This is a genomic window from Desulfatitalea alkaliphila (genome assembly GCF_022968795.1).
Taxonomy (GTDB): Bacteria; Desulfobacterota; Desulfobacteria; order Desulfobacterales; family Desulfosarcinaceae; genus Desulfatitalea; species Desulfatitalea alkaliphila.
Genome location: NZ_JALJRB010000001.1, coordinates 334,567 through 353,963, shown reverse-complemented (window position 1 = coordinate 353,963; position 19,397 = coordinate 334,567). Strand labels below are relative to the sequence as shown.

Annotated in this window: 15 protein-coding genes; 10 read left to right on the top strand and 5 right to left on the bottom strand. The window is 62.8% G+C overall.

Annotated elements, in window-relative coordinates; genetic code table 11:
- Positions 1–28: 28 nt before the first annotated feature.
- A complete protein-coding gene (locus tag MRX98_RS01495) occupies positions 29–862 on the top strand; it encodes a CbbQ/NirQ/NorQ/GpvN family protein (RefSeq protein WP_246902395.1) in 834 nt (277 codons plus the stop codon).
- A gap of 42 nt (positions 863–904) precedes the next feature.
- Positions 905–4,942 carry a nitric oxide reductase activation protein NorD gene (locus MRX98_RS01490; RefSeq protein WP_246902394.1) on the top strand — a complete coding sequence of 1,346 codons (4,038 nt, stop codon included), beginning with the start codon at positions 905–907 and terminating at the stop codon, positions 4,940–4,942.
- Positions 4,943–4,996: 54 nt separating this feature from the next.
- On the opposite strand, the gene MRX98_RS01485 is transcribed toward MRX98_RS01490, so the two are convergent.
- The gene (locus MRX98_RS01485; RefSeq protein WP_246902393.1) at positions 4,997–5,752 is read right to left on the bottom strand and encodes a DUF6125 family protein; all 756 of its coding nucleotides are present in this window, start codon (positions 5,750–5,752) and stop codon (positions 4,997–4,999) included.
- Positions 5,753–5,980: 228 nt separating this feature from the next.
- Between MRX98_RS01485 and MRX98_RS01480 the strand changes: the two genes are divergently transcribed.
- Positions 5,981–7,066 carry a patatin-like phospholipase family protein gene (locus MRX98_RS01480; protein WP_246902391.1) on the top strand — a complete coding sequence of 362 codons (1,086 nt, stop codon included), beginning with the start codon at positions 5,981–5,983 and terminating at the stop codon, positions 7,064–7,066.
- A gap of 40 nt (positions 7,067–7,106) precedes the next feature.
- Here MRX98_RS01480 and MRX98_RS01475 read toward each other — a convergent pair whose 3' ends face one another.
- Positions 7,107–7,973, bottom strand: coding sequence for an SMP-30/gluconolactonase/LRE family protein (locus MRX98_RS01475; protein ID WP_246902389.1), 867 nt, complete (start codon positions 7,971–7,973; stop codon positions 7,107–7,109).
- 14 nt (positions 7,974–7,987) lie between these two features.
- The gene (locus MRX98_RS01470) at positions 7,988–9,094 is read right to left on the bottom strand and encodes an NADH:flavin oxidoreductase (protein WP_246902388.1); all 1,107 of its coding nucleotides are present in this window, start codon (positions 9,092–9,094) and stop codon (positions 7,988–7,990) included.
- Between the two features lie 263 nt (positions 9,095–9,357).
- Between MRX98_RS01470 and MRX98_RS01465 the strand changes: the two genes are divergently transcribed.
- Positions 9,358–9,606, top strand: a complete 249-nt coding sequence (locus MRX98_RS01465; RefSeq protein ID WP_246902386.1) for a DUF3862 domain-containing protein — start codon at positions 9,358–9,360, stop codon at positions 9,604–9,606.
- Positions 9,607–9,639: 33 nt separating this feature from the next.
- Here the strand turns inward: MRX98_RS01465 and MRX98_RS01460 are convergent, their stop codons facing one another.
- Together MRX98_RS01460 and MRX98_RS01455 are read right to left on the bottom strand one after the other, a co-directional pair.
- Positions 9,640–10,362 (bottom strand): PilZ domain-containing protein, encoded by a 723-nt coding sequence (locus MRX98_RS01460; protein ID WP_246902384.1) that lies wholly within the window; start codon positions 10,360–10,362, stop codon positions 9,640–9,642.
- A 44-nt stretch (positions 10,363–10,406) separates the two neighbouring features.
- Positions 10,407–11,738 (bottom strand): FHA domain-containing protein, encoded by a 1,332-nt coding sequence (locus MRX98_RS01455; protein WP_246902382.1) that lies wholly within the window; start codon positions 11,736–11,738, stop codon positions 10,407–10,409.
- An 81-nt stretch (positions 11,739–11,819) separates the two neighbouring features.
- On the opposite strand from MRX98_RS01455, the gene MRX98_RS01450 reads away from it, so the two are divergent.
- The 6 genes from MRX98_RS01450 (at position 11,820) to MRX98_RS01425 (ending at position 19,379) form a co-directional block, all read left to right on the top strand.
- Positions 11,820–13,724: a two-component system sensor histidine kinase NtrB gene (locus MRX98_RS01450; protein WP_246902380.1), complete on the top strand. Its 1,905-nt coding sequence runs from the start codon at positions 11,820–11,822 to the stop codon at positions 13,722–13,724.
- A 16-nt stretch (positions 13,725–13,740) separates the two neighbouring features.
- The gene (locus MRX98_RS01445; protein WP_246902378.1) at positions 13,741–15,618 is read left to right on the top strand and encodes a sigma 54-interacting transcriptional regulator; all 1,878 of its coding nucleotides are present in this window, start codon (positions 13,741–13,743) and stop codon (positions 15,616–15,618) included.
- A 454-nt stretch (positions 15,619–16,072) separates the two neighbouring features.
- The gene (locus MRX98_RS01440) at positions 16,073–16,942 is read left to right on the top strand and encodes a branched-chain amino acid ABC transporter permease (protein WP_246902376.1); all 870 of its coding nucleotides are present in this window, start codon (positions 16,073–16,075) and stop codon (positions 16,940–16,942) included.
- Complete coding sequence (locus tag MRX98_RS01435; protein WP_246902374.1) at positions 16,939–17,904, top strand: branched-chain amino acid ABC transporter permease; 966 nt, start codon at positions 16,939–16,941, stop codon at positions 17,902–17,904. Before MRX98_RS01440 ends, MRX98_RS01435 begins: the two co-directional genes overlap by 4 nt.
- A 1-nt stretch (position 17,905) precedes the next feature.
- The gene (locus MRX98_RS01430) at positions 17,906–18,682 is read left to right on the top strand and encodes an ABC transporter ATP-binding protein (RefSeq protein ID WP_246902372.1); all 777 of its coding nucleotides are present in this window, start codon (positions 17,906–17,908) and stop codon (positions 18,680–18,682) included.
- Positions 18,675–19,379 (top strand): ABC transporter ATP-binding protein, encoded by a 705-nt coding sequence (locus tag MRX98_RS01425; protein ID WP_246902371.1) that lies wholly within the window; start codon positions 18,675–18,677, stop codon positions 19,377–19,379. The genes MRX98_RS01430 and MRX98_RS01425 overlap by 8 nt, the downstream gene beginning before the upstream one ends.
- The last annotated feature ends 18 nt before the right edge of the window (positions 19,380–19,397 follow it).

Below are 19,397 nucleotides of genomic sequence, written 5' to 3'. Positions count from 1 at the left end.
ATTATCAATATTAATAGAAGGAGCGCAAATGGCGGCAGATCCGGTGGATACGGTTTTGGAGAGCAAGTCGTTCATGATCGAGCAGGAGCCTTTCTACCTGCCCCAGGGGGACGAGATGGCCCTGTTCGAGGCGGCCTATGAGAACAAATTGCCGGTGATGCTGGTGGGTCCCACCGGCAGCGGCAAGACCCGGTTGGTGGAGCACATGGCATGGCGCTTGGGGCGCACCTTGTTCACCGTGGCCTGCCACAGCGATTTGAATGCCGGCGATCTGACCGGGCGCTACATCATCCAGGGCGACCAGGTGCGCTGGATCGACGGGCCCTTGCTGATGGCCGTGCAGCATGGCGGCATCAGCTACCTGGACGAGGTGGTGGAGGCGCGCAAGGATGTTACCGTGGTGATTCATCCGCTGACCGACCACCGTCGGTACATGGTGGTGGAAAAGCAAGGGCGCATCCACCAGGCGCCCGACACTTTCATGCTGGTGATGAGCTACAATCCCAACTACCAAAGCATCATCAAGGAGCTCAAGCCTTCCACGCGGCAACGTTTTCTGGCCATCACCCTGGAATGGCCCAAACCGGAGTTGGAGGCGCACATCCTGCACCAGGAGACCGGGGTGGATCACGACACCGCCGAGAAACTGGTCAAGGCGGCCGGTAAAATCCGCAACCTGGTGCACCAGGGCTTGGAAGAGGGGGTGTCCACCCGCGAGCTGGTTTACGCGGCCACGCTGCTCCAAAGCGGCGTTTCGCGACGCTCGGCCCTTTCGGCCACCATGGTCGCCTCCCTGACCTACGACCAGGATTTGAAGGGCAGTATCTTGGAAGTGTTGAAGAACTATTTCGATTTGGGATGATCCGTCTTGTATTCCTATCGTCCGGAACAGGAAGGGCAGAGGATGGCGCAGCAGCGATCGGCGGTTCGGCACAATGGCGTAGTGGATACCCATGACCATTTCATGGCCCTGGCGGCACCGTTGGCCTCACGGGTGGGCTGGGAGGGCGTGGAAACCGTGGCCGCCGCCGTTTTGCGCATCGCTGGTGACCATCTGCCCACCTATGTGGGCCTGATGCAAGCCAGCGCTGCGCTGCTCGACCGCCTGGTGGCCGAAACGGGGCGGGAGACCGCATTGGACCTGTATCGGCTGGCCGGACGAATCGGCGCCGCCGATCCAGGCGCGGCAGTGCAGCTGCTGGAGAGCGCTCCGGAAACGTTGGCCCGGCTGCCAATCGAAGGTCCGGGCGAGAAGGCGGGCGCCTTGTTGGCGCAGTTGCTGCCTGCGGCCCAACGGGCGCCCCTCCTGGTCGCAAGGTTGTTCCGCGCCGCGCCGGACCTCCTGGTCCGCTTGAGCACCGCCGAAACCGACTCCCTGATGCAGGCCCTCTTTACCGCCGCCGCAACGGACCAAGCGGCCGCCATCCGCCTTTTGGATATGGCGCCCAAAGTGCTTGACGGCCTGCCGCCGGTTACCGGTCGGGCGCAGCGGCAAGCGCTGTACCGGCTGGTGGTCGCCATTTTTCCGGTCAATGTGGCGCTGGCCGAGCAGGTGTTTCGGCAAAGCCCCTGCCTGGTGAGCGCCATCGGCATGGCCGGGCTGCAAGGGGTGGCGCGCTCGGGTCTGGCCATGGGCCGTGAGGGGTGGCCGCCGGCCTTCGCCTTGCTGGGTGTCGCCTGCGATCTGGTGCCGCGTATCGGCATGGCACGGATGGCACGTACCGTTCGTTTGGCGCGCGTCATCGCCGCCCATTGTCCCCAGACCGCCGCCGGTTTTGTGCAACGCAGCGCGGCCCTGTACGATCGGCTGGGCATCGATGGGTTGTGGGCCTTCGGGCGGTTCTGCGTCGTCATGGCCCGCAACGGCTCCGGTGTGGCGGTTCGTTTTCCGGAACAGAGCCTGGCGCTGCTGGATCGGCTGCTGGCCGGCGGCGATGCGCAGCGGGTGGCGGCCATCTACGATCTGGCGCAGCGCACCGCGGGCAGCAACCCCATGATCGCCCACAAACTGTTGGAAGCCAGTCCCGACCTGCTGGCGCGTATCGGCGCGTCCGGTCTGGAACGCTTCGGCAGGGCGGTGCTGGCCCTTGCGCAACACAGTTGGACCACCGCCGATGCCCTGATCAAGGCGGCTCCCGACCTGATCGACCGTGCGGGAGAAGAGGGGGTGGCGCGTATGGCGGCGCTGGGGGCGACCATTGCCGGGCAGAATGTCTACGGCGCCGTCGGCCTGCTGGAAAAGGCGCCCGCCGTCATGGACCGTCTGCTGGCTCTGGGGGGGCGGCCGTTGATGGAGCAGGTGCTGGCGCTGGTCGGCCGGGCGGCGGTGATCCACTGGTCCGTGGCGGTGCGGTTGTTGGAAAAGGCACCGGTGCTCATCGAAGGTGGCGGCCAGGATGCATTGACGGCCCTGGCCCCCCAACTGCTGACCCTGGCGCGGCGCGACCCCTCGCAGGCCGTGGCGTTGCTGGATGCCGGCCCATCGGTGCTGGCCGGCGCCGGTTTGTCCACCTTGCAGGCGGCGGCGTCCTTCTGGGCGGCGGTGGGCGAGACCGACGGGCCCGGGGCGATTGCGGGGATCAAGGCGTGCCCCGCGCAGATGGATGCCCTGAGCGCCCTGGGCGGCCCGGAAATGCCGGCCAAGGTGTATGCCCTGGCCGCCGATGTGGCGCAACAGGATCCAACCATCGCCCGGCGCCTGGTGGAGCAGGCGGCCGTCCATTTAGGCGCGGCGGGGCTTGACGGGTTGCACCGTATCGCGGCCGAAGCCTTGCTGCTGGCCAACATCGACCGCGACAAAGCGGCCCGTTTCGCCGCCGGTGAAGGGCTGACATTTGCCGATTTCATGGCCACGCTGCCCCGGGGATTGCAGTTGGCGCAGGTCCAACCGGTGTTGTTCAACTACCTGGCGGCCCTGCTCGGCTATCGTCTGTCCATCGAAGCCGGAGAACGGCCCGACATCGATGCCCGCCGCATCGTACTGCCCGCCAAGGTGCGCGAATTCGATGACGATGGGCACAATTTCACCTATTACAAGGTGATGGCCACCCATTTGGAAGCCTACCTGGAGTTCGGCAGTTTCGATCCCGATCCCCACCGTTTGCAACCCTTGCTGGATCGTCTGGCACGGCGCTACGGTGGGCGGATGTCGACCGAGGCGGATGCCTCCGCCGATCTGCTTGCCCGGTTCCTGCAGTTGTTTCCGGAACCGTCGTTGGCCGACGATCTGGTGCATTTGCTGGAAGATCATCGCATCGCCCGTCGTCTGCAACGGGAATATCCCGGTTTGCAAAATGCCATCCGCATGGTGCGCCGGCACGACTTGAAAAAGCGGGGTGCGCCCGACCGGATGCGCAACGGCAAGCAGCGGGTGATGGAACGCATCGCCCGCTGCCTGGGGGATACGCCCTCGACCGCCGATCTGCCGGCCGACGAGACGGCCATCCTGGCCCTGGCCCGTTCCCGGGCCGCTGTGCTGGAGCGCCCGCAAGCCGATTTCCACGCCACCTTGAGAGCGGCCATGGCGCTCTACAAGGCCGTCGACGCGGCTTTCAGCGATCCCTATCGGCCGGTGCAGCGAACCCCGCAACGCATCGACCCCCACCGGATGCAGCAGGCCATCGGCAGTTTCGCGCGCACGGCACGGGATATTTCCGACCGCATGCACCGCCAGGAGGGGCAGCAGCAGGCCACGGCGGCCGGCGCCGAAACCCGGGGTGAAGCGACGCGGGACAATCCCACCCGAGCCCGCCAAGCACCGCGCCAGAGCCGGGTGCCCCATGCCCGCCGCAGCGCCGATGGCCGCGCCAATCCCTTGGAGAACACCGCCGAGGCCGAAGATCAGCGCCACACCGGGGGCGCCGCCGATCCCCGGGGGGACGCCGAACCCAATACGGGCATGACCATGTCCGCGCGGCAGATCGAAGCCGCACTGCGACGCCTTTTTAAAGAAACCGGGCGCACGCCCGATGAGGTGGCCAAGCGCATCCGGTCCATGGCGCCGGAGCAAATTACGGCGCTGCTGCGCGGCAACGACACGGAGGGCGACGCCGGTCCGCTGGAAGCCGAAAAGGGAACCCGCCGCTACCCCGAGTGGGACGATGGCCGCAACGGTTACCGGGAGAACTGGTGCCGCGTTCGGGAGCGTTCGGTGCCGGACGGTGATCCGGACTTCTATGCCCGGACCTTGACCCAACACGCGGGCCTGCTCAAGCGGGTGCGCCGCGAATTTCAGCGCATGCGGCCCGAGGCCCTGGCCCGGCACACCCGCCAACCCGACGGCGAGGAGATCGATCTGGACGCCGCCATCGAAAGCCTCATCGATCGGCGGGTGGGGCTCTCGCCTTCGGAAAACTGCTATCAGCGGACCGAAAAACAGCAGCGCGACATGGCCGTGGCCATCCTGGTGGACATGAGCAAAAGCACCAAGGGCGACACCCTGGGCTTTGAAAAGCAAGCGCTGATCATCCTCTCCGAAGCGCTGCAAGCCGTTGGCGACGCCTATGCCATCTACGGTTTTTCCGGGGACAACCGGGACAATGTGGATTTTTTCCGCATCAAGGATTTCGAAACGGCCCCCGGCATGCGGCTCCGACAGCGTATCGCCGGCATCGCCTGCGGTCTGGAGAACCGTGACGGCGCCGCCTTGCGCCACACCACCGCCATTCTCAAGGGACGCGAAGAGCAGACCAAGCTGATCATTCTGCTCAGTGACGGCAAACCGGTGGACAAGGCCTACGCCGGCCGCCACGCCATCGAGGACACCCGCAGGGCGCTGCTCGAAGCGCGGCAGGCGGGGGTGCGGACGTTTTGCATCACCGTGGACCGCACGGCCCCCGACTACCTGCCCCGCATGTACAGCCACAGCAGCTGGGTGGTCATCGACGAGGTGGCCCGGCTGCCGGAGAAGATTTCGCCCATTTTCGCCCGTCTGACCACCTGAAGCCTTGCCCGGTTCACATGATCCACAGGGAAGGATGGCCGGACGGCCGGGCCATCACTGATCCGCCAGGCGGAAGCGCCAGGCGCAGAACCACTCCTCGGGATGGGGATCGGGCGGGCAGCCGATGCATTCGGTTTGGATGCGGGGGTCCACGGTACGGGCGAAATAGGTGTATTCCACCAGTCCCCCCGATTTGCACGGATAGTCATCCAGGCCCTTGCGCTGGCGTGCGCCCTGCACCCGGCATTGGTTCATGCGGAACACCAGGGCACCGTCCGCTTCCCATTCGATGGATTGCACATTGAGCCGTGCGTACACCCGGAATTGCAGGGCCCGCGCCAAACCCTCCAGGCCCGGCGCCGGCCCCAGATCCAACAGACGGGCGATGCGCCAGGCTTCAAAGGGACTGAAGTGGGCCCAGCAGCTGTCGTTGCAGCGTTTGGCGTCGTTCATGCCTTCCTTGAACTCCACTGCCTGAAACCACACCCCGTCGTTGACCAGCCAGTTCTTGGCCACCGCATCCAGGGCCGCCAACAGCTCCGGTTTGTCCATGCCGGCCAGGGCCGCCGGCACGCCGTCCACCATTTCGAAGCCGAAGGTCTGCGCCAGCCGGCCCATCTGAATGCCCAGACTGCGCTCGAAGGCCCGGTCCATCATCTGCAAGGCCACGGGCATGCCCATCTGGTGGCGCACCTCGGCGAACCACATGCCGTAGTGGACCACGATGCGGTGGAAAAAATCGATCAACAGCTTTTGCATTTCTGGAGGGCTCAAATCATCGATGCGGGAGGGGGTGTCATCCGACGTCATACAGGCTCCTTTCACCGGGTGAGGGTTGCAAAGCGGCCCCGCGCGCAAGACGATCAGGCGCAAGGTCTGATGGATCACTGCATTGTCTTTTTCATACCACACAAAGGCGCGGGTGTCTTCTTTAACTGAACACGGTTCAGTGTAATAGCGGCTTTGCGCTGGCCCGATGGCTTCGGCTTTGATATGAAGCGTTTTGCAATCACCAAGCGCAAAGGAGCAGGCGATACCATGGCCATCCACGCATCCGCGTCCGTACTCGACTTCTATGCCGGACCCAAAGCATTGACCCTCCTGCGGGACGAAGGGCTTCGTCCGGATCGCATCAAGGTGGTGGCCGGCGCGGCCGGCGGCCCCAAGGGATTGGTGCTGCACGGTCTGGATCTATATTTGTTGGATTTTTTCGCCGGACGCACGGCGCCGCTCTTCCTGCTGGGGGCCTCCATCGGCGCCTGGCGCTTTCTGTCTACCATTTTGGGTGCCGCCGCCCTGCAACGTTTTACGGCTGCCTATACCGAGCAGTTCTATTCGCGTCCGCCCACGCCGCAAGAGGTGTCGGCCCAGAGTCGGCGGATTCTGTCCGGTTTGATGGGGCACCATGCACCGGCCGAGGCATTGTCCCATCCTTATTATCGATTGAGTCTGCTGGCGGTGCGGGGGCGGCATCTGGTCGGCGACCGGCGCAAACCGGTGCTGACCATGGGCCTCGGTGGCGCGGTGGTGGCCAATCTGGCCAAGCGTTCGGCGCTGCAATATTTTTTCGAACGCACCCTGTTTCATGATCCGCGGGACACGCCGCCCTTTTGGGCCATGGACGACATGCCGTGCCGCCGCGTGGCCCTCTGCGACGCCAACCTGTTGCCGGCCACCGCCGCATCGGGCGCCATTCCGTTGTTGATGGACGGTGTCTCCGACATTCCCGGCGCGCCGGTGGGCACTTATTGGGACGGCGGAATTGTGGATTACCACATCGATGTGGATTATCTGGGGGGTGATGCAGATGCCCTGGTGCTCTATCCCCACTTTACCGACCGCATCATTCCCGGCTGGCTGGATAAAACCCTGACCTGGCGCAAGCCGAGGTCACCGGCACGCGATCGGTTGGTGGTGCTGGCGCCTTCGGCCGATTTCGTCGCCGGCTTGCCTTTGGGCAAGATTCCCGATCGGAGCGATTTTCAGCGTTTTTTCGGCCACGACGGTCAAAGACTGGCCTATTGGCGCCATGTGGTGGAAAAAAGCCGGCTTCTGGCCGAAGCGTTTCACGAGGCAACGGCATCCGGGCGGATCGGGGCGCTGGCCAAGCCGCTGCCCTGCTGACGACGGCTCGGCCGGCGCCTTGTTGAGGGATTGACGTGGGCTATCGCTTCTGGTGCACCAGCCGCATACCGGGGTAAGGGACCGGGAAAAAGGGAATCGTGGTGCCGTCCAGGCTGCCGATGAAAGCGGTTTTGCGCCGCGGGCCGCCGAAACAGATGTTGGCCGGGCGTTGCAGCACCCGGTGGGCCGGATCTTCCAGAACCATGCGCAACTCGCCGGCGGGGGTCAGAAAGCCGACGGCGTTCCACCTGGGAAAGGTGATCCACAGATTGTCCCCCTCGTCAAAGGCGATGCCGTCGGGAATACCCGCCTCGGCCAGGGGGTCGGGGCCGAACACCTCGGCGGGCCCGAGCCGACCGTCGTCGCCGATGGAATAACGCAGGATGTTGCGCCGCATGGTCTGGGCCACATAGAGGTGGGTTTCGTTGCGATCCAGGGTCAGCCCGTTGGCAAAGTAGATGCCGTCGGCCACGATGCGGGCGACGCCGTCGGCAATGCACACCACGCACCCATCCGGCGTGGGATCCCACAAGGCCGATTCCAGGTTTTCGCGTTCGGTGCTGTTGGATACCCACAAGCGGCCCCGCTGGTCCACAAAGGGAAAGTTGGGCGCCCGCATGCGGCGCCCGTCGGCGTGGGTCAGCAGCACCTCGTGGCGGCCGTCGGGACGCAGGGCCTGGACCTGGCCGTTGCCGATGTTGGCCACGATGCAACGGCCGTGGGTATCCACGCAGATGCCGTTGGGAACGCCGCCCAGATCGCCGAAGAAGGTGGTGCGACCGTCGGGTGCGACTTGCGCGCAGCAGCCCCTGGCGTCCGCCGTCCAAAGGGTGCCGTCATCCAGTGCCATCACCCCTTCGGGACGGATGATGCCGCTGCCGATGGTTTGAATTGTGTCGATTTTCATTGGGCTCCCGGGGCTCATTGGTTTTGCCCTTCATCAGCTTCCCGCCCTGCGCGGGGGTTGACCTGGCAGATGGGATCGCCCGGGCGCCACTGGTCGTTGCGCAACGGATTGAAACAGGTGTTGCACGAGAGGCATGCCACGATGTCGTCTTCACGTCCCGCGATAATCTTGCGCGGCCACCGGGGGTCGGCGATCAATTGGCGCCCGACGCCCACCAGGTCGGCCCGGCCCTCATTGAGAATCGATTCGGCCAGCGCGGCGGTATGAATGCGTCCCACGGCCATGACCGGTACGCCGACGGCCTGCTTGATCGCCGCGGCCAGGGGAACATAGGTGCCCGGGCGGGCTTTGCGGCCGGGAGATGGCTTGCGGCCCACGGGCATGCCGATGGAGACGTCGAAGGCGTCCACCCCCGCCTTGGCCAGGGCCGCGGCGAAGGCTTTGCTCTGGCGCAGGGTGATGCCCCCCGGCCGCCGCTCTTCGGCGCCCAGGCGGTAGAAAATCGGAAAATCGTCACCGGCGGTGCGCCGCATGGTCTCCACGATCTCCAGGCCGAAGCGCATTCGATTGTCCAGGTTGCCGCCATAACGGTCCTTGCGCCGGTTGTCGGCACTCGAAAAGAATTGGCAGACCAGGTAGCCGTGGGCGCCGTGGACTTCGACGAAGTCGAAGCCGGCGGTGCGCGCCGTTTCCGCCGCCTGGCCGAATTTGTCGACGATGGCTTCGATTTCACCCGTGGTCAGCGCCCGCCGTTCGGCGGTGGCCGACGGCGCCACCTGCTCGGTGCCCGCAAAAGGGGCCCCGCTGCCGGCCGGCCACTGGTTGCCGTGCCACAGTTGGATGCCCACCCGGGCACCGGCGGCGCGAATCTCGTTGTTGAGCACCTGCATGCGCTCGATGAACTGTTCCACGCCGCCGGGCCGCCCCCAGGCCGCATCGGTGCTGAACAGGTCCACGGAAGTGGCGCTCATGACGATGGCACCGACACCGCCGGCGGCCCGTTCCAGGTAAAAGGCCCTGGCCCGGCGATTGCCCAGCCCCAAACGCAACTGCATGGGCGGCATGATGATGCGGTTGGCCAGGGGCATGCCGTTGATGGTCAGCGGTTCGAACAATTTCATGAGAAACCTCCAGGGGTTGGCGGTCGGGCGCGCGCCCTTGGCCGCCTATCCTACCACAGAATGGGGTTGATTTCACCCCGACAAAACAGGCATTGAAGGGGCGCCGCATTTGGTTTTTTTACAGGTGCGGCGCCTGCAACAGGAGCGGCAATGGGTGCCGGATGCGGGTCTCACACCGGGATACCCGCACCGGAAAAGGTGCCGTCCTTGCAAGGCAGAGGGCCGCGGTCAACCCAAAGACAACCATAGGAAGGGAATGGGCTATGCGATATTGGTTCTGGATTGTCATGTGTGTTGTTTCGATAACGGGATGCAGCAAGGTCAACGACGAGAATTACGCCCGGTTGCGGGTGGGCATGAACTATGACGAAGTGGTGGCCATCCTGGGCAAGGCCGACGATTGCGATGCCGTGCTGGGCGCCCGCAGTTGTGTCTGGCAATCGGGCAAGAAACAGATCACAGTGCAGTTGATGGGCGAGAAAGTGATCCTCTTTTCCGCTCAGGGGCTTTGAACCGTTACGCCTCTACCACGGTGCACACCCGCCTCAGCGCCGTTTCAGAAACTGTCGCTGAAAATGGTAGATGGCTTGGGTCAGCTTGTGCCGCTCCCTGCTATCGAGGGCGGTGAACTGAAAGGCGTAGCGATAGCGGTTGTTGGGTTTGTCATGCTCGATGCGCCGTACTTCGGCCTTTTGGATGATGATGACCTGCTCGTCGTAATCCTTGCCGGCCGGGACAAGGATGCCGGCATTGACGATAGGTTGTCCTTCCTTGAAAAGGGAGCCTTGCAGGTTTTTCAGGTTGTGTTTGCGCAGAACGGTGAAGGCGCCGCCGAGGCTGACGTTGATCAAGTCCAGGATGGCATGCAGCTTGTCCTGTTTGACCAGCAAGCGGACCCCCGGCGGGGTTTCCATGCGGAAATCCTTGCGCCGCTGGATGCGCTCGACCACCTCGGGAAGGGGGGTTTCCAATTCACGGCCTTGATGACGCACGCCGCGGGTCGTGAAGATGTACTCCAGACGGTCCGGGCCGTTGAAATTGAATTTCAAGACGACATCACCGACTTTGGCTGCTTGGTCGACGAATCCAGCGGGGCGATCGATGCACAGCAGACGCCCGCCGGTGGGCGACGCTTTGAGGCCGGTGACGCAGGTGAGGCGTTCGAAGTCGGTGCCCTCGATGTGCATGGAAATGATGACCTGCTTTTCAATCAGGTATTCGAAAAGCGCCAGCAGCTTCCGACCTTGAACTTTTCCGGTTTCCGCCATAATATGCGTTTATCGGTTGTTGCCCCCCACGGCTTTAGAAAAAGTCAAACCACGCGTCCATGGCGGTCGAAATCGAGCGCCAGGGTGGCTTTTTCAGAGGCATTGAGAAAGTCCACCGACATGATCTCCACCGGATCGGGTCTCTGGCCGGTGGGTACGATGGTCAGGCTAACCCAGGTGGCGGGGTCCTGCCCGAAGGTGACAGCACAGAGCAAATCGCATTGATTATTCTGGAATGGCTCGCTGCGCAGCCACTGCATGACCAGGCGAGTGAAGCCGCCGTATTGCGCGCCGTACCATTCGGGTGCACGGCCGATGGTCACCGGAAGGCTGCTGACGACATAGAGGGCCCGGTGGGCGATCAACGATTCGTGGTGTTGACGACCGTCGGCCATGGTGCGGGTCAGGCAGTCGTGGGCCTTTTCGGCAATGGCCGATTGCATTTCGAAAGAAAAGTGGCTGCCGGCGAACTCCCGGTATTTTGGGCCCAGGGCGTAGAGTTGGAGCAGGTGGTTCTGGAGGCAGCCGATCAACCCCTGCTGGCCGTCACCGCCATCCAGATCCAAGACGATGGTGGAGCCGGGTTCCGGCCCTTCCAGGGGGGTCATGCCCAGCATGACCGTGTCGCCGAAGGGGATTTGGGCGGGGATGACGAACATGAAGGCATACCCCGCCAGCTGGATGCGGTCACCGCTTTTCAGCCGAACCGACATGTTGGGCTGCAGTTTTTGGTTGTTGAGCCGGGTGCCGTTGGTGCTGCGCTGATCTTCCAGATAAAAGGCCAGGTGGCGGTATTCAATGGTGGCGTGCAGGCCCGAGATGGTCGGCTTCTTGATGACGATATCGTTGCGCGGATCCCGCCCGATGGTGGTCTTGGTTTTGGTGATCTGGGCCGTGCCCGTCTGGCGGGCCAGGGCGTCGCCCAGATCCTTGAGGTGGGCTTCCGGTTGTTGGGCGGCCGCAGCGGCGCGGGCATCGGCCGCCCGCCCGTCGCGTTTTCGTCGCCGCGCGCTAAAGCGGTGGCGGATAACTGCCGATACAAGGATAATGAACAGTACCACCGCGGCCAAAAGCAACAGAGGTTGCACATATCGACCGCCGGTCGACAGGACATGGCGGTTGTTTTGCGCGGCTTGCCGGTCGGCCGGGGCGGGCGTCGCGGCCTGGGCCGGCCCCGGCATCGACAAAACGCTGCCCTTCGTGATATGCCGCTGGGCGTTCATCGAGGACCATCCGCCGGCGCCGTTGAAGGCAGCCGCATGCACGTTGAGCATCTGCCCGAACGACAGCCATAGCAGTAACGCGAACAAGATGGGCCAGGCGCGACCCGGACAGGCCGGTTCGGCGGATGTGCGCAAGTTTCGGCGGATTTTCATGTGGCATCCATGTTGGTGAAGGCACGCAGTGAAAGCGTGAATTATTGCCTTATTAAACCAATGGGATGAAAGGGTCAAGCTTTGAAAAAGGGCAAGTCCGTGGAAGGGACGGACAAGGGTTCGCCGGAGGCCCGGCAAACCCCTGACCTGGTGCGCGCGACGGAGATCGCCTATCACAGGGGGCTCAATCGTTGGATCGTGCTGATGTCGACGCCGCTCTTCCTCTTTTTCAGCATCTTCCATGGCCGGTTGGGCAATGCGCTGCAATCCTTGATCTTCGCACTGCTGGCGGTCAACGCCGTCATCGGGTTGTTCTTGGGTTGGCGCATGCAATCCATTGCGCACCTGGTGCGCTTGAAGCGGGTCTCCGGCGGCATCGCTTTCGGCCTTTTGGCGGCCAGTTTCGCCATGGGTGTATACCATAGCCACACTTTCTACATCTTCTTCCCCTGGATCTTCATCTACCCTTTCGGGGTGATGCTCTTTTTCGGCGAGCGCATCGGTCTGTTGGGGGCCCTGCTCTTTTCCTGGGTCATGGTGGCCTTGCTGCTGGGGGTGGCGTTGCCTGAGTGGGATGCCTGGTCCCGGTATATGATGCGGTCTAACGCGGTGTTCGCCTTGTTGACCGTATTGGCCATGGCCCTGATCGCCGAACGCTACCGGGTGCAGGTCCAGCGCAAATTGGTGGCCGCCCGGGAGGAGGCCCGCGCGGCGGAACAGCATCAAAGGCAAGCCAACCGGGAGTTGCAACAGGAGATCGAGCGGCGCGCGCTTTCCGAAAAAGCGTTGGCCCGAAGTGAGATGCGTTACCGGGCGTTGTTCGAGGAGGCGGCGGTCTCTTTGTGGGAGGAGGATTGGTCCGAACTGAAGCGCCACCTGGATCGCCTGCCGTCAGCGGATCGCGCGGATCTGAAGCGCTATTTCGAGACCCATGCCGAGATGCTCCTGCCGTATTACGCCAAGACCGTGCTTACCGGCGTGAACCAGGCCACGGTGCGGCTGTTCGAGGCGCCGGACGCCGCCACCATGGTGTCCCGCCGGGGCGCCGTACTGCCGCGCGACGGCGGCCGGTTTCTGGCGGAACGCATGGCGGCCCTTTCTGCCGCGGGGCATCACCACACCGAAGTGGCGGGCCGTACGTTGAAAGGGCGGTCCTTGCACCTGCTGGTCAGCAGCACCGTGCCGGCCGGTTTTGAAGCTTCCTGGGAAAAGGTGTACACCTCGGTTTTCGACATTACGGACCGGGTGGCCCTCGAGGAGGAAAAAATGCGGATGGTACGGCAGCTGCAGCGCGGCCGGGAGATCCAGGCCATTGCCACCCTGGCCGGCGGCATCGCCCATCGGTTCAACAATGCCTTGGCCGTGATCAAGGGCAACCTGGAGCTGTTGGAGATCAAGGCGCCGCGACCCTTGGACGAACAGCGGCATTGGGAGGCGGTGTGGGAATCGGCCGAGCGCATGGGCCGATTGACGGATCAGTTGCTGGCCTATGCCCGCGGCGGCAAGTATCGGCCGCGGTCTTTTTCGGCCAATCAGCTGCTCCAGACAATTTTGAACGAAAAGGCGCTGGTGCCCGGCGACAAGGAGATCCGGTTGCAGATCGCGTTGGCGCCGACCCTCCATGACATCCAAGGCGACACCACCCAGATCAACATGGTGTTCGAGGCGGTGTTGACCAATGCCGTGGAAGCGATGGACAGCGGCGGCCGGCTGGTCATTGCCACGGAGAACACGCGGGTCGAAGGACGGGAAGGCCTGGCGGACGGGCCCTATGTGGTGGTGACGGTGGAGGACAGCGGCACGGGTATGGACGGGGAAACCCTGGACCGCGTCTTCGAGCCGTTCTATACCACCAAGCTTTATGGCCGCGGCCTTGGCATGGCCGCTGCATATGGAGTGGTCAGTAACCACGGGGGCAGGATAGCGGTGTCGTCGCAACCGGGCAGCGGCACACGGGTTGAAATCTATCTGCCTGCCTTGATTTAGCGCGGGAGAAGGACGCATGCGAAAAAGAGTCATTCGGCGACCGGCCAGAGGCGGTGCAATCGGCGTCGCTGGCCGTATGCCTTTCGGCGGCCCGGCCCCATCCGCCGGCTGTGCCGCGGAACGGGAAGAGACGGCGCGCCTGCGCGAGCGTATCGTCGATTTGGAGGCCTCGCTGCAACGCTACGAGACGATTCTCAACGATGTGGATGTGCAGCTCAGCGAGATGGACCTGGAGGGGAACATCACCTTCGTCAACGACGCGGCGTTGAAGATGTGGCGCCTGCCGCGGGAAGAGCTGATGGGCCGCCACTACCAGGCCTATGTGGACGCGGAAACGGCCAAGCGGTTCTACAAGATCTTCCGTTCCATGTACAAAACGGGCAGGCCGTTGAAGAACGCCGTTTTCGATGTGACGGACAAGGATGGCGAGCGGCGCACCATTGAAAAGTCGGTGACACCCATGCGCGACGCCGCGGGAGCCATCACCGGCTTTCGTACCGTCAGCCGGGAAATCACCGATCGCAAGCGGGCCGAGGAGAAGGTGATAGAGCATCGGTCACGCCTGGAGGCCATCTTCGGCAGCGTCAAGGACGCCATCATCACCGTCAACCCGGACCTGCAGGTGATCGCGGCCAACAAATCCACCGAGACCATTTGTGGTTTGGCCGTCGATGAGATCGTCGGTGACACCTTCATCCGTTGCCGCCCCCGTTGCAGCGGTGCATGCCGGGAGGTGCTGCAGCAGACATTGGCGCAGCAAAAGCCTGTCAAGGAGTTCGTCATCGAGTGCGATCACTCCCTGCGATTGCACCAGGTGGTCAGTGTCTCCACTTCCCCCTTGTCGGACCCCAAGGGGGTTTTTGCCGGCGCCGTGCTGGTGATTCGGGACATCACCCGGCTCAGGGGGCTCGAACGGGAGCTGCGCACGCGTCACCGGTTTCAAAACTTGATCGGCCGCAACAAAACCATGCAGGATATCTATCGCCTGCTGGAGGATCTGGCTAGTGTGGACACCACCGTGCTGGTCAGCGGCGAAAGCGGCACCGGCAAGGAGTTGGTGGCCCGGGCGCTGCATTACAGCGGCAACCGCTCTTTCAAACCCTTTGTAACGGTCAACTGTTCGGCCCTCGCCGAAAATCTTCTGGAGAGTGAACTCTTCGGCCATGTGCGGGGGGCTTTCACCGGCGCCATCAAGGACAAGCAGGGCCGTTTTCAGGCCGCCGACGGCGGCACCCTGCTCCTGGATGAGATCGGCGACATTTCGCCCATGATTCAGCTCAAGCTGCTGCGCGTGCTCCAGGAAAAGGAGGTCGAACGGGTGGGCGACACCGCGTCTCGCAAGGTGGATGTGCGGGTGATCGCCAGTACCAACCGCAACCTCAAGGAGAAGGTGGCGCGGGGTGAATTTCGACAGGATCTGTATTACCGGCTCAAGGTGGTGGAGGTGACCTTGCCCCCCCTGCGCGAACGACTGGAGGATTTGCCGCTGCTGGTGGAGCATTTCCGTTGCCTGTTCAATCAGCGATTCGAAAAGCGCATCGAAGGGATCTCCGGTGAAGTGCTGGGATTGTTCATGGCCTACCCGTGGCCGGGCAACGTGCGCGAGTTGGAGCACGCCATGGAACATGCCTTTGTGCTGTGCCACAGCGGCGCCGTCACACTGCAACATTTGCCCGCGGACATACGTGCGCATGCCGACGGCAAGGCGCTTCGGTCGCTGAAAGGTGTGCCAAAGTCCGGCCCGGCCGCCCGCCAGATCCTGGAGGTGCTGCGCCGCACCGATTGGAACAAGGCCAAGGCCGCTCGGATGCTGGGCATCGGCCGGCGCACCATTTATCGCAAAATCGAAGCCTTTGACCTGGAGCGGGAAAGAAACGACCTGCAACACGGATAGTGTGCCGTGACACACTTGTGAGCCGCAACAATAATGTGTCACGGCGCACTTCGTGCCTCTTTTTTAGGCACGCCCCTCACGATCGCCACAGGCGATTGTAGTGACCCTCCTTTTTTTGCGGTCATGCACAAAGCCCAGGCAAGATGAGAAGCGGGCCAAAGCCCCATCGGGATCGAAATCGATTCAGTTGAGTGTTTGCGCCTCGGCGCGCTTCGATAGCGATCCCGATCCCGATCCCGATTTCGATTGCCAATCGGAAAATCCAGACTTGGGTTTTGTTGGTAACCGCGTTCATTTTATTGTCCTGCTGTCCCTCCTGCTGTCGTTGCCCGACCGCGCGTACCGATGTGGCCGGAAGGCACACATTTTGCTGCTTTGTATAGCCTTTCCTGTTTGTGCGCCGCGGCGTTGAGTTTGTCGGCCGGTTTTCAACAGAGATTGTCATGGAGTGGCGATGGAACTGTTTCTGCAGCAGATCTTCAACGGTGTCATGCTGGGCAGCACCTATGCGCTTGTAGCGTTGGGCTTGACCCTGGTCTTCGGGATTTTGCAGGTCCCCAACTTCGCCCACGGGCACATGTACATGCTGGGTGCCTATGTCTGCTTTTTTCTGATGACCGTGGCGGGTTTCGCCTACTGGCCGGCCTTGGCGGCGGCTGCGTTATTGCTGGCGGTGGCCGGTGGGTTGCTGGAGTTGCTGGTCTTCCGCCCGTTGCGCAACGGACCCCATCTCAACGCCTTCATCGCCGCCCTTGGCGCCCTGATGATTCTGGAAAATGTGGTGACCTTGCTATGGGGTCCCCGGGCTTACCGCATTCCCAACCCCTATCCCGGGTTTCTGGACGTTTACGGCGTGATGATGACCCCGCAGCGGTTGTTGGTCATTGCGGCGGCCATCGTACTGATTGTCTTGCTGCAGCTTTTCATCAAGAAGACCAAGTGGGGCGGCACCATCGAGGCGGTGGCCCAGAACAGTGAAGGGGCGCGCCTGGTGGGCATCAATGCCGATCGGGTGGCCACCATGACCTTTGCCATCGCCACCGCCTTGGCCGCGGTGGCGGCCTGCCTGGTGGCGCCCATCTTTCTGATCGCGCCCGGCATGGGGACGATGGTGGGCATGAAGGCGTTTGTGATTGTCATCCTCGGTGGCTTGGGCAGTATTCCCGGCGCCATTCTGGGAGGCTATCTGCTGGGCTTGATCGAGGCCCTGGGCGGTGGTTACCTGTCCGCGGCCTACAAGGATGTATACGGTTTCGGCGCTTTGGTGTTGATCCTGGCCATTAAACCGACGGGCCTGTTCGGCAAGGAGATCCAAGACAGATGATGCAGTGGTTCAAGCGCAACGGGTGGTACGCAGCGATACTGGTGTCGGCTTTGATCCTCCCTTTGTATGTCGAAAACCGTTATTTCATGCAGGTGCTCAACATGAGTTGCCTGTTTGCCATCGGCGCCCTGGCCCTCAATCTGATTCTGGGCTGCACGGGGCAGGCCTCCTTGGCCCATGGCGGTTTTTTCGCCATCGGGGCCTACGGCGTGGCCGTCATGACGACCAGCCTGCAGTGGTCGTTCTGGGTGGCGCTGCCCCTGGCCGCGTTGCTGGCCGCCGTGGTGGGCTTGCTGGTGGGGGCGCTGGCTTTGCGCACCCGCGGCGCCTACTTTGCCATCGTCACCCTCTGTCTGGGCGAGATCATTCACCTGGTGGCCGGTAATTGGCTCGCGGTGACCGGCGGCCACAACGGTATCATGGGCATCCCGCCGCCCGATGTGATCCCCGTTCCCTTCCTGGGCGCCATCGGCTTCAGCACGTTGTCGGCGCAGTACTACCTGGTGCTGTCCATGCTGCTGTTGACCTTGTTGACCATGCACCGATTGGTCAAGTCGCTCAAGGGGCTGGCTTTCATGTCCATCCGCAGCAACGAGGTGTTGGCCGAATCGTTGGGGATCAACAGTTTCCGCACCAAAATGACCGCTTTCGCCATTGCCGACTTCTTCGTCGCCCTGGCCGGCGGTTTGTACGCCAGCCTGATCGGCAGTATCACCCCGAGCGTGGCATCGCTCAAAATCACCTTCGACTTTTTGCTCTTTGTACTTCTGGGGGGCGTGGCCACCTTGGCCGGGCCGGTCATCGGCGCTTTCACCATCCCCGTGCTGGCGGAGTGGATTCAGTTTCTCCAAGACTACCAGATGATGATTTACGGTTTTCTGTTGATCATCGTGACGATCTATTTTCCCATGGGCTTGATGGGCGGCATCGCCCGCATCCGACAGAAACTGGAGAAGAATTAGAATGGCCCACAAGGTGCTGCTCGAAGGGGCGTCCCTGGTCAAATGCTTCGGCGGGATGCAAGCCGTCAACGATGTCAGCTTTCAGGTGCGCAGCGGCGAAATGCTGGCCGTCATCGGCCCCAACGGCGCAGGCAAATCGGTGCTGTTCAGCCTGATCAGTGGTTTGCTGCGGCCCACCGCGGGCACCGTTTTCTTCCAGGGCGAACCCTTATCAGGGTTGCCGCCCCACCGGATATCCCGCAAAGGATTGGCCCGTACCTTTCAGCACACCGCCCTGTTCGAAGAGTTGCAGGTGGTGCACAACCTGGCCTTGGGCTACCAGAAAAGGACCCGCAGCGGTTACTGGGACACCCTGTGGCGCAACGCACGCTGGCGCGACGATCAAGACCGCTTGCAACGCAAGGTTTTGGCGGTTCTGGAATCCATCGGCTTGACCGCCAAGGCCACCCACACGGTCGGCACCTTGTCCCAAGTGGAGCAGCGCCGCCTGGCCATCGGCATGGCGCTGATCAGTGAGCCCGCCTTGATGCTGTTGGATGAGCCGACGGGCGGCTTGATTCAAGAGGACACGGATGCCATCACCCGATTGATTCGCACCATCCACGCCACCGGGATCGCCATCTGCCTGATCGAACACAAAATGCGCATGATCATGGACCTGGCCGACCGGATTATCGTCTTGAATCATGGCCGAAAAATCGCCGAGGGCAGGCCGGCGCAGGTCGCCGCCGATGAAAGCGTGATCGAAGCCTATTTGGGAAAGAAGCGCGATGCTTAAGCTGGAACATGTGAGCACCACTATCGGCACGCACCATGTGATCCACGATGTCTCTCTGGAGATCGCCGCCGGCAGCTGCGTGGCGTTGTTGGGGGGCAACGGGGCCGGTAAATCGACCCTCTTCAGAACCATCGCCGGACTGGTGGCGCCCACCACGGGCACCATCACCTTCAAGGGTCGGACCATCAGCCATCTACCGGCCGATCGTATCGTGCGCCGCGGCTTGGCTTTGTGCCCCGAAGGGCGCCAACTGTTTCCCGGACTCACCGTGCACAAGAACTTGATGCTGGGCGCCCACACCGTCAAAGACCGCAAAAAGGTGGCCGATGCACTGGAGCAAGTGTATGCGCTGTTTCCGGTTTTGGGGGAACGGGCCCGTCAATTGGCCGGCACTTTCAGCGGGGGCGAGCAGCAAATGCTGGCCATGGGCCGCGCGCTGATGTCCCGGCCGCAATTGCTGCTGCTGGACGAGCCCTCCATCGGTTTGGCGCCGCTGGTGGTCGAAGGCATCGCCGATGCCATCCAGAGCCTGAACCGGATGGGGATGACCATCTTCCTTTCCGAGCAGAACGCCCGCATCGCCCTGATGATCACCCGGTACGGATATGTTCTGGAAAACGGCGCCCTGGTAATTGAAGGTCCCAGCAGCACGTTGATGCACAACTCCGTGGTGCGCAAAGCCTACCTGGGCACTTGAACGGTCGTGGGCACCCAT

Excerpts from the sequence above, each read along its gene's own strand:
- MRX98_RS01495 (WP_246902395.1), top strand. The coding sequence starts at position 29 with ATGGCGGCAGATCCGGTGGATACGGTTTTGGAGAGCAAGTCGTTCATG.
- MRX98_RS01430 (WP_246902372.1), top strand. The coding sequence starts at position 17,906 with ATGGCCCACAAGGTGCTGCTCGAAGGGGCGTCCCTGGTCAAATGCTTC.
- MRX98_RS01485 (WP_246902393.1), bottom strand. The coding sequence starts at position 5,752 with ATGACGTCGGATGACACCCCCTCCCGCATCGATGATTTGAGCCCTCCA.
- MRX98_RS01465 (WP_246902386.1), top strand. The coding sequence starts at position 9,358 with ATGCGATATTGGTTCTGGATTGTCATGTGTGTTGTTTCGATAACGGGA.
- MRX98_RS01470 (WP_246902388.1), bottom strand. The coding sequence starts at position 9,094 with ATGAAATTGTTCGAACCGCTGACCATCAACGGCATGCCCCTGGCCAAC.
- MRX98_RS01440 (WP_246902376.1), top strand. The coding sequence starts at position 16,073 with ATGGAACTGTTTCTGCAGCAGATCTTCAACGGTGTCATGCTGGGCAGC.
- MRX98_RS01445 (WP_246902378.1), top strand. The coding sequence starts at position 13,741 with ATGCGAAAAAGAGTCATTCGGCGACCGGCCAGAGGCGGTGCAATCGGC.
- MRX98_RS01435 (WP_246902374.1), top strand. The coding sequence starts at position 16,939 with ATGATGCAGTGGTTCAAGCGCAACGGGTGGTACGCAGCGATACTGGTG.
- MRX98_RS01455 (WP_246902382.1), bottom strand. The coding sequence starts at position 11,738 with ATGAAAATCCGCCGAAACTTGCGCACATCCGCCGAACCGGCCTGTCCG.
- MRX98_RS01475 (WP_246902389.1), bottom strand. The coding sequence starts at position 7,973 with ATGAAAATCGACACAATTCAAACCATCGGCAGCGGCATCATCCGTCCC.
- MRX98_RS01460 (WP_246902384.1), bottom strand. The coding sequence starts at position 10,362 with ATGGCGGAAACCGGAAAAGTTCAAGGTCGGAAGCTGCTGGCGCTTTTC.
- MRX98_RS01425 (WP_246902371.1), top strand. The coding sequence starts at position 18,675 with ATGCTTAAGCTGGAACATGTGAGCACCACTATCGGCACGCACCATGTG.
- MRX98_RS01490 (WP_246902394.1), top strand. The coding sequence starts at position 905 with ATGGCGCAGCAGCGATCGGCGGTTCGGCACAATGGCGTAGTGGATACC.
- MRX98_RS01480 (WP_246902391.1), top strand. The coding sequence starts at position 5,981 with ATGGCCATCCACGCATCCGCGTCCGTACTCGACTTCTATGCCGGACCC.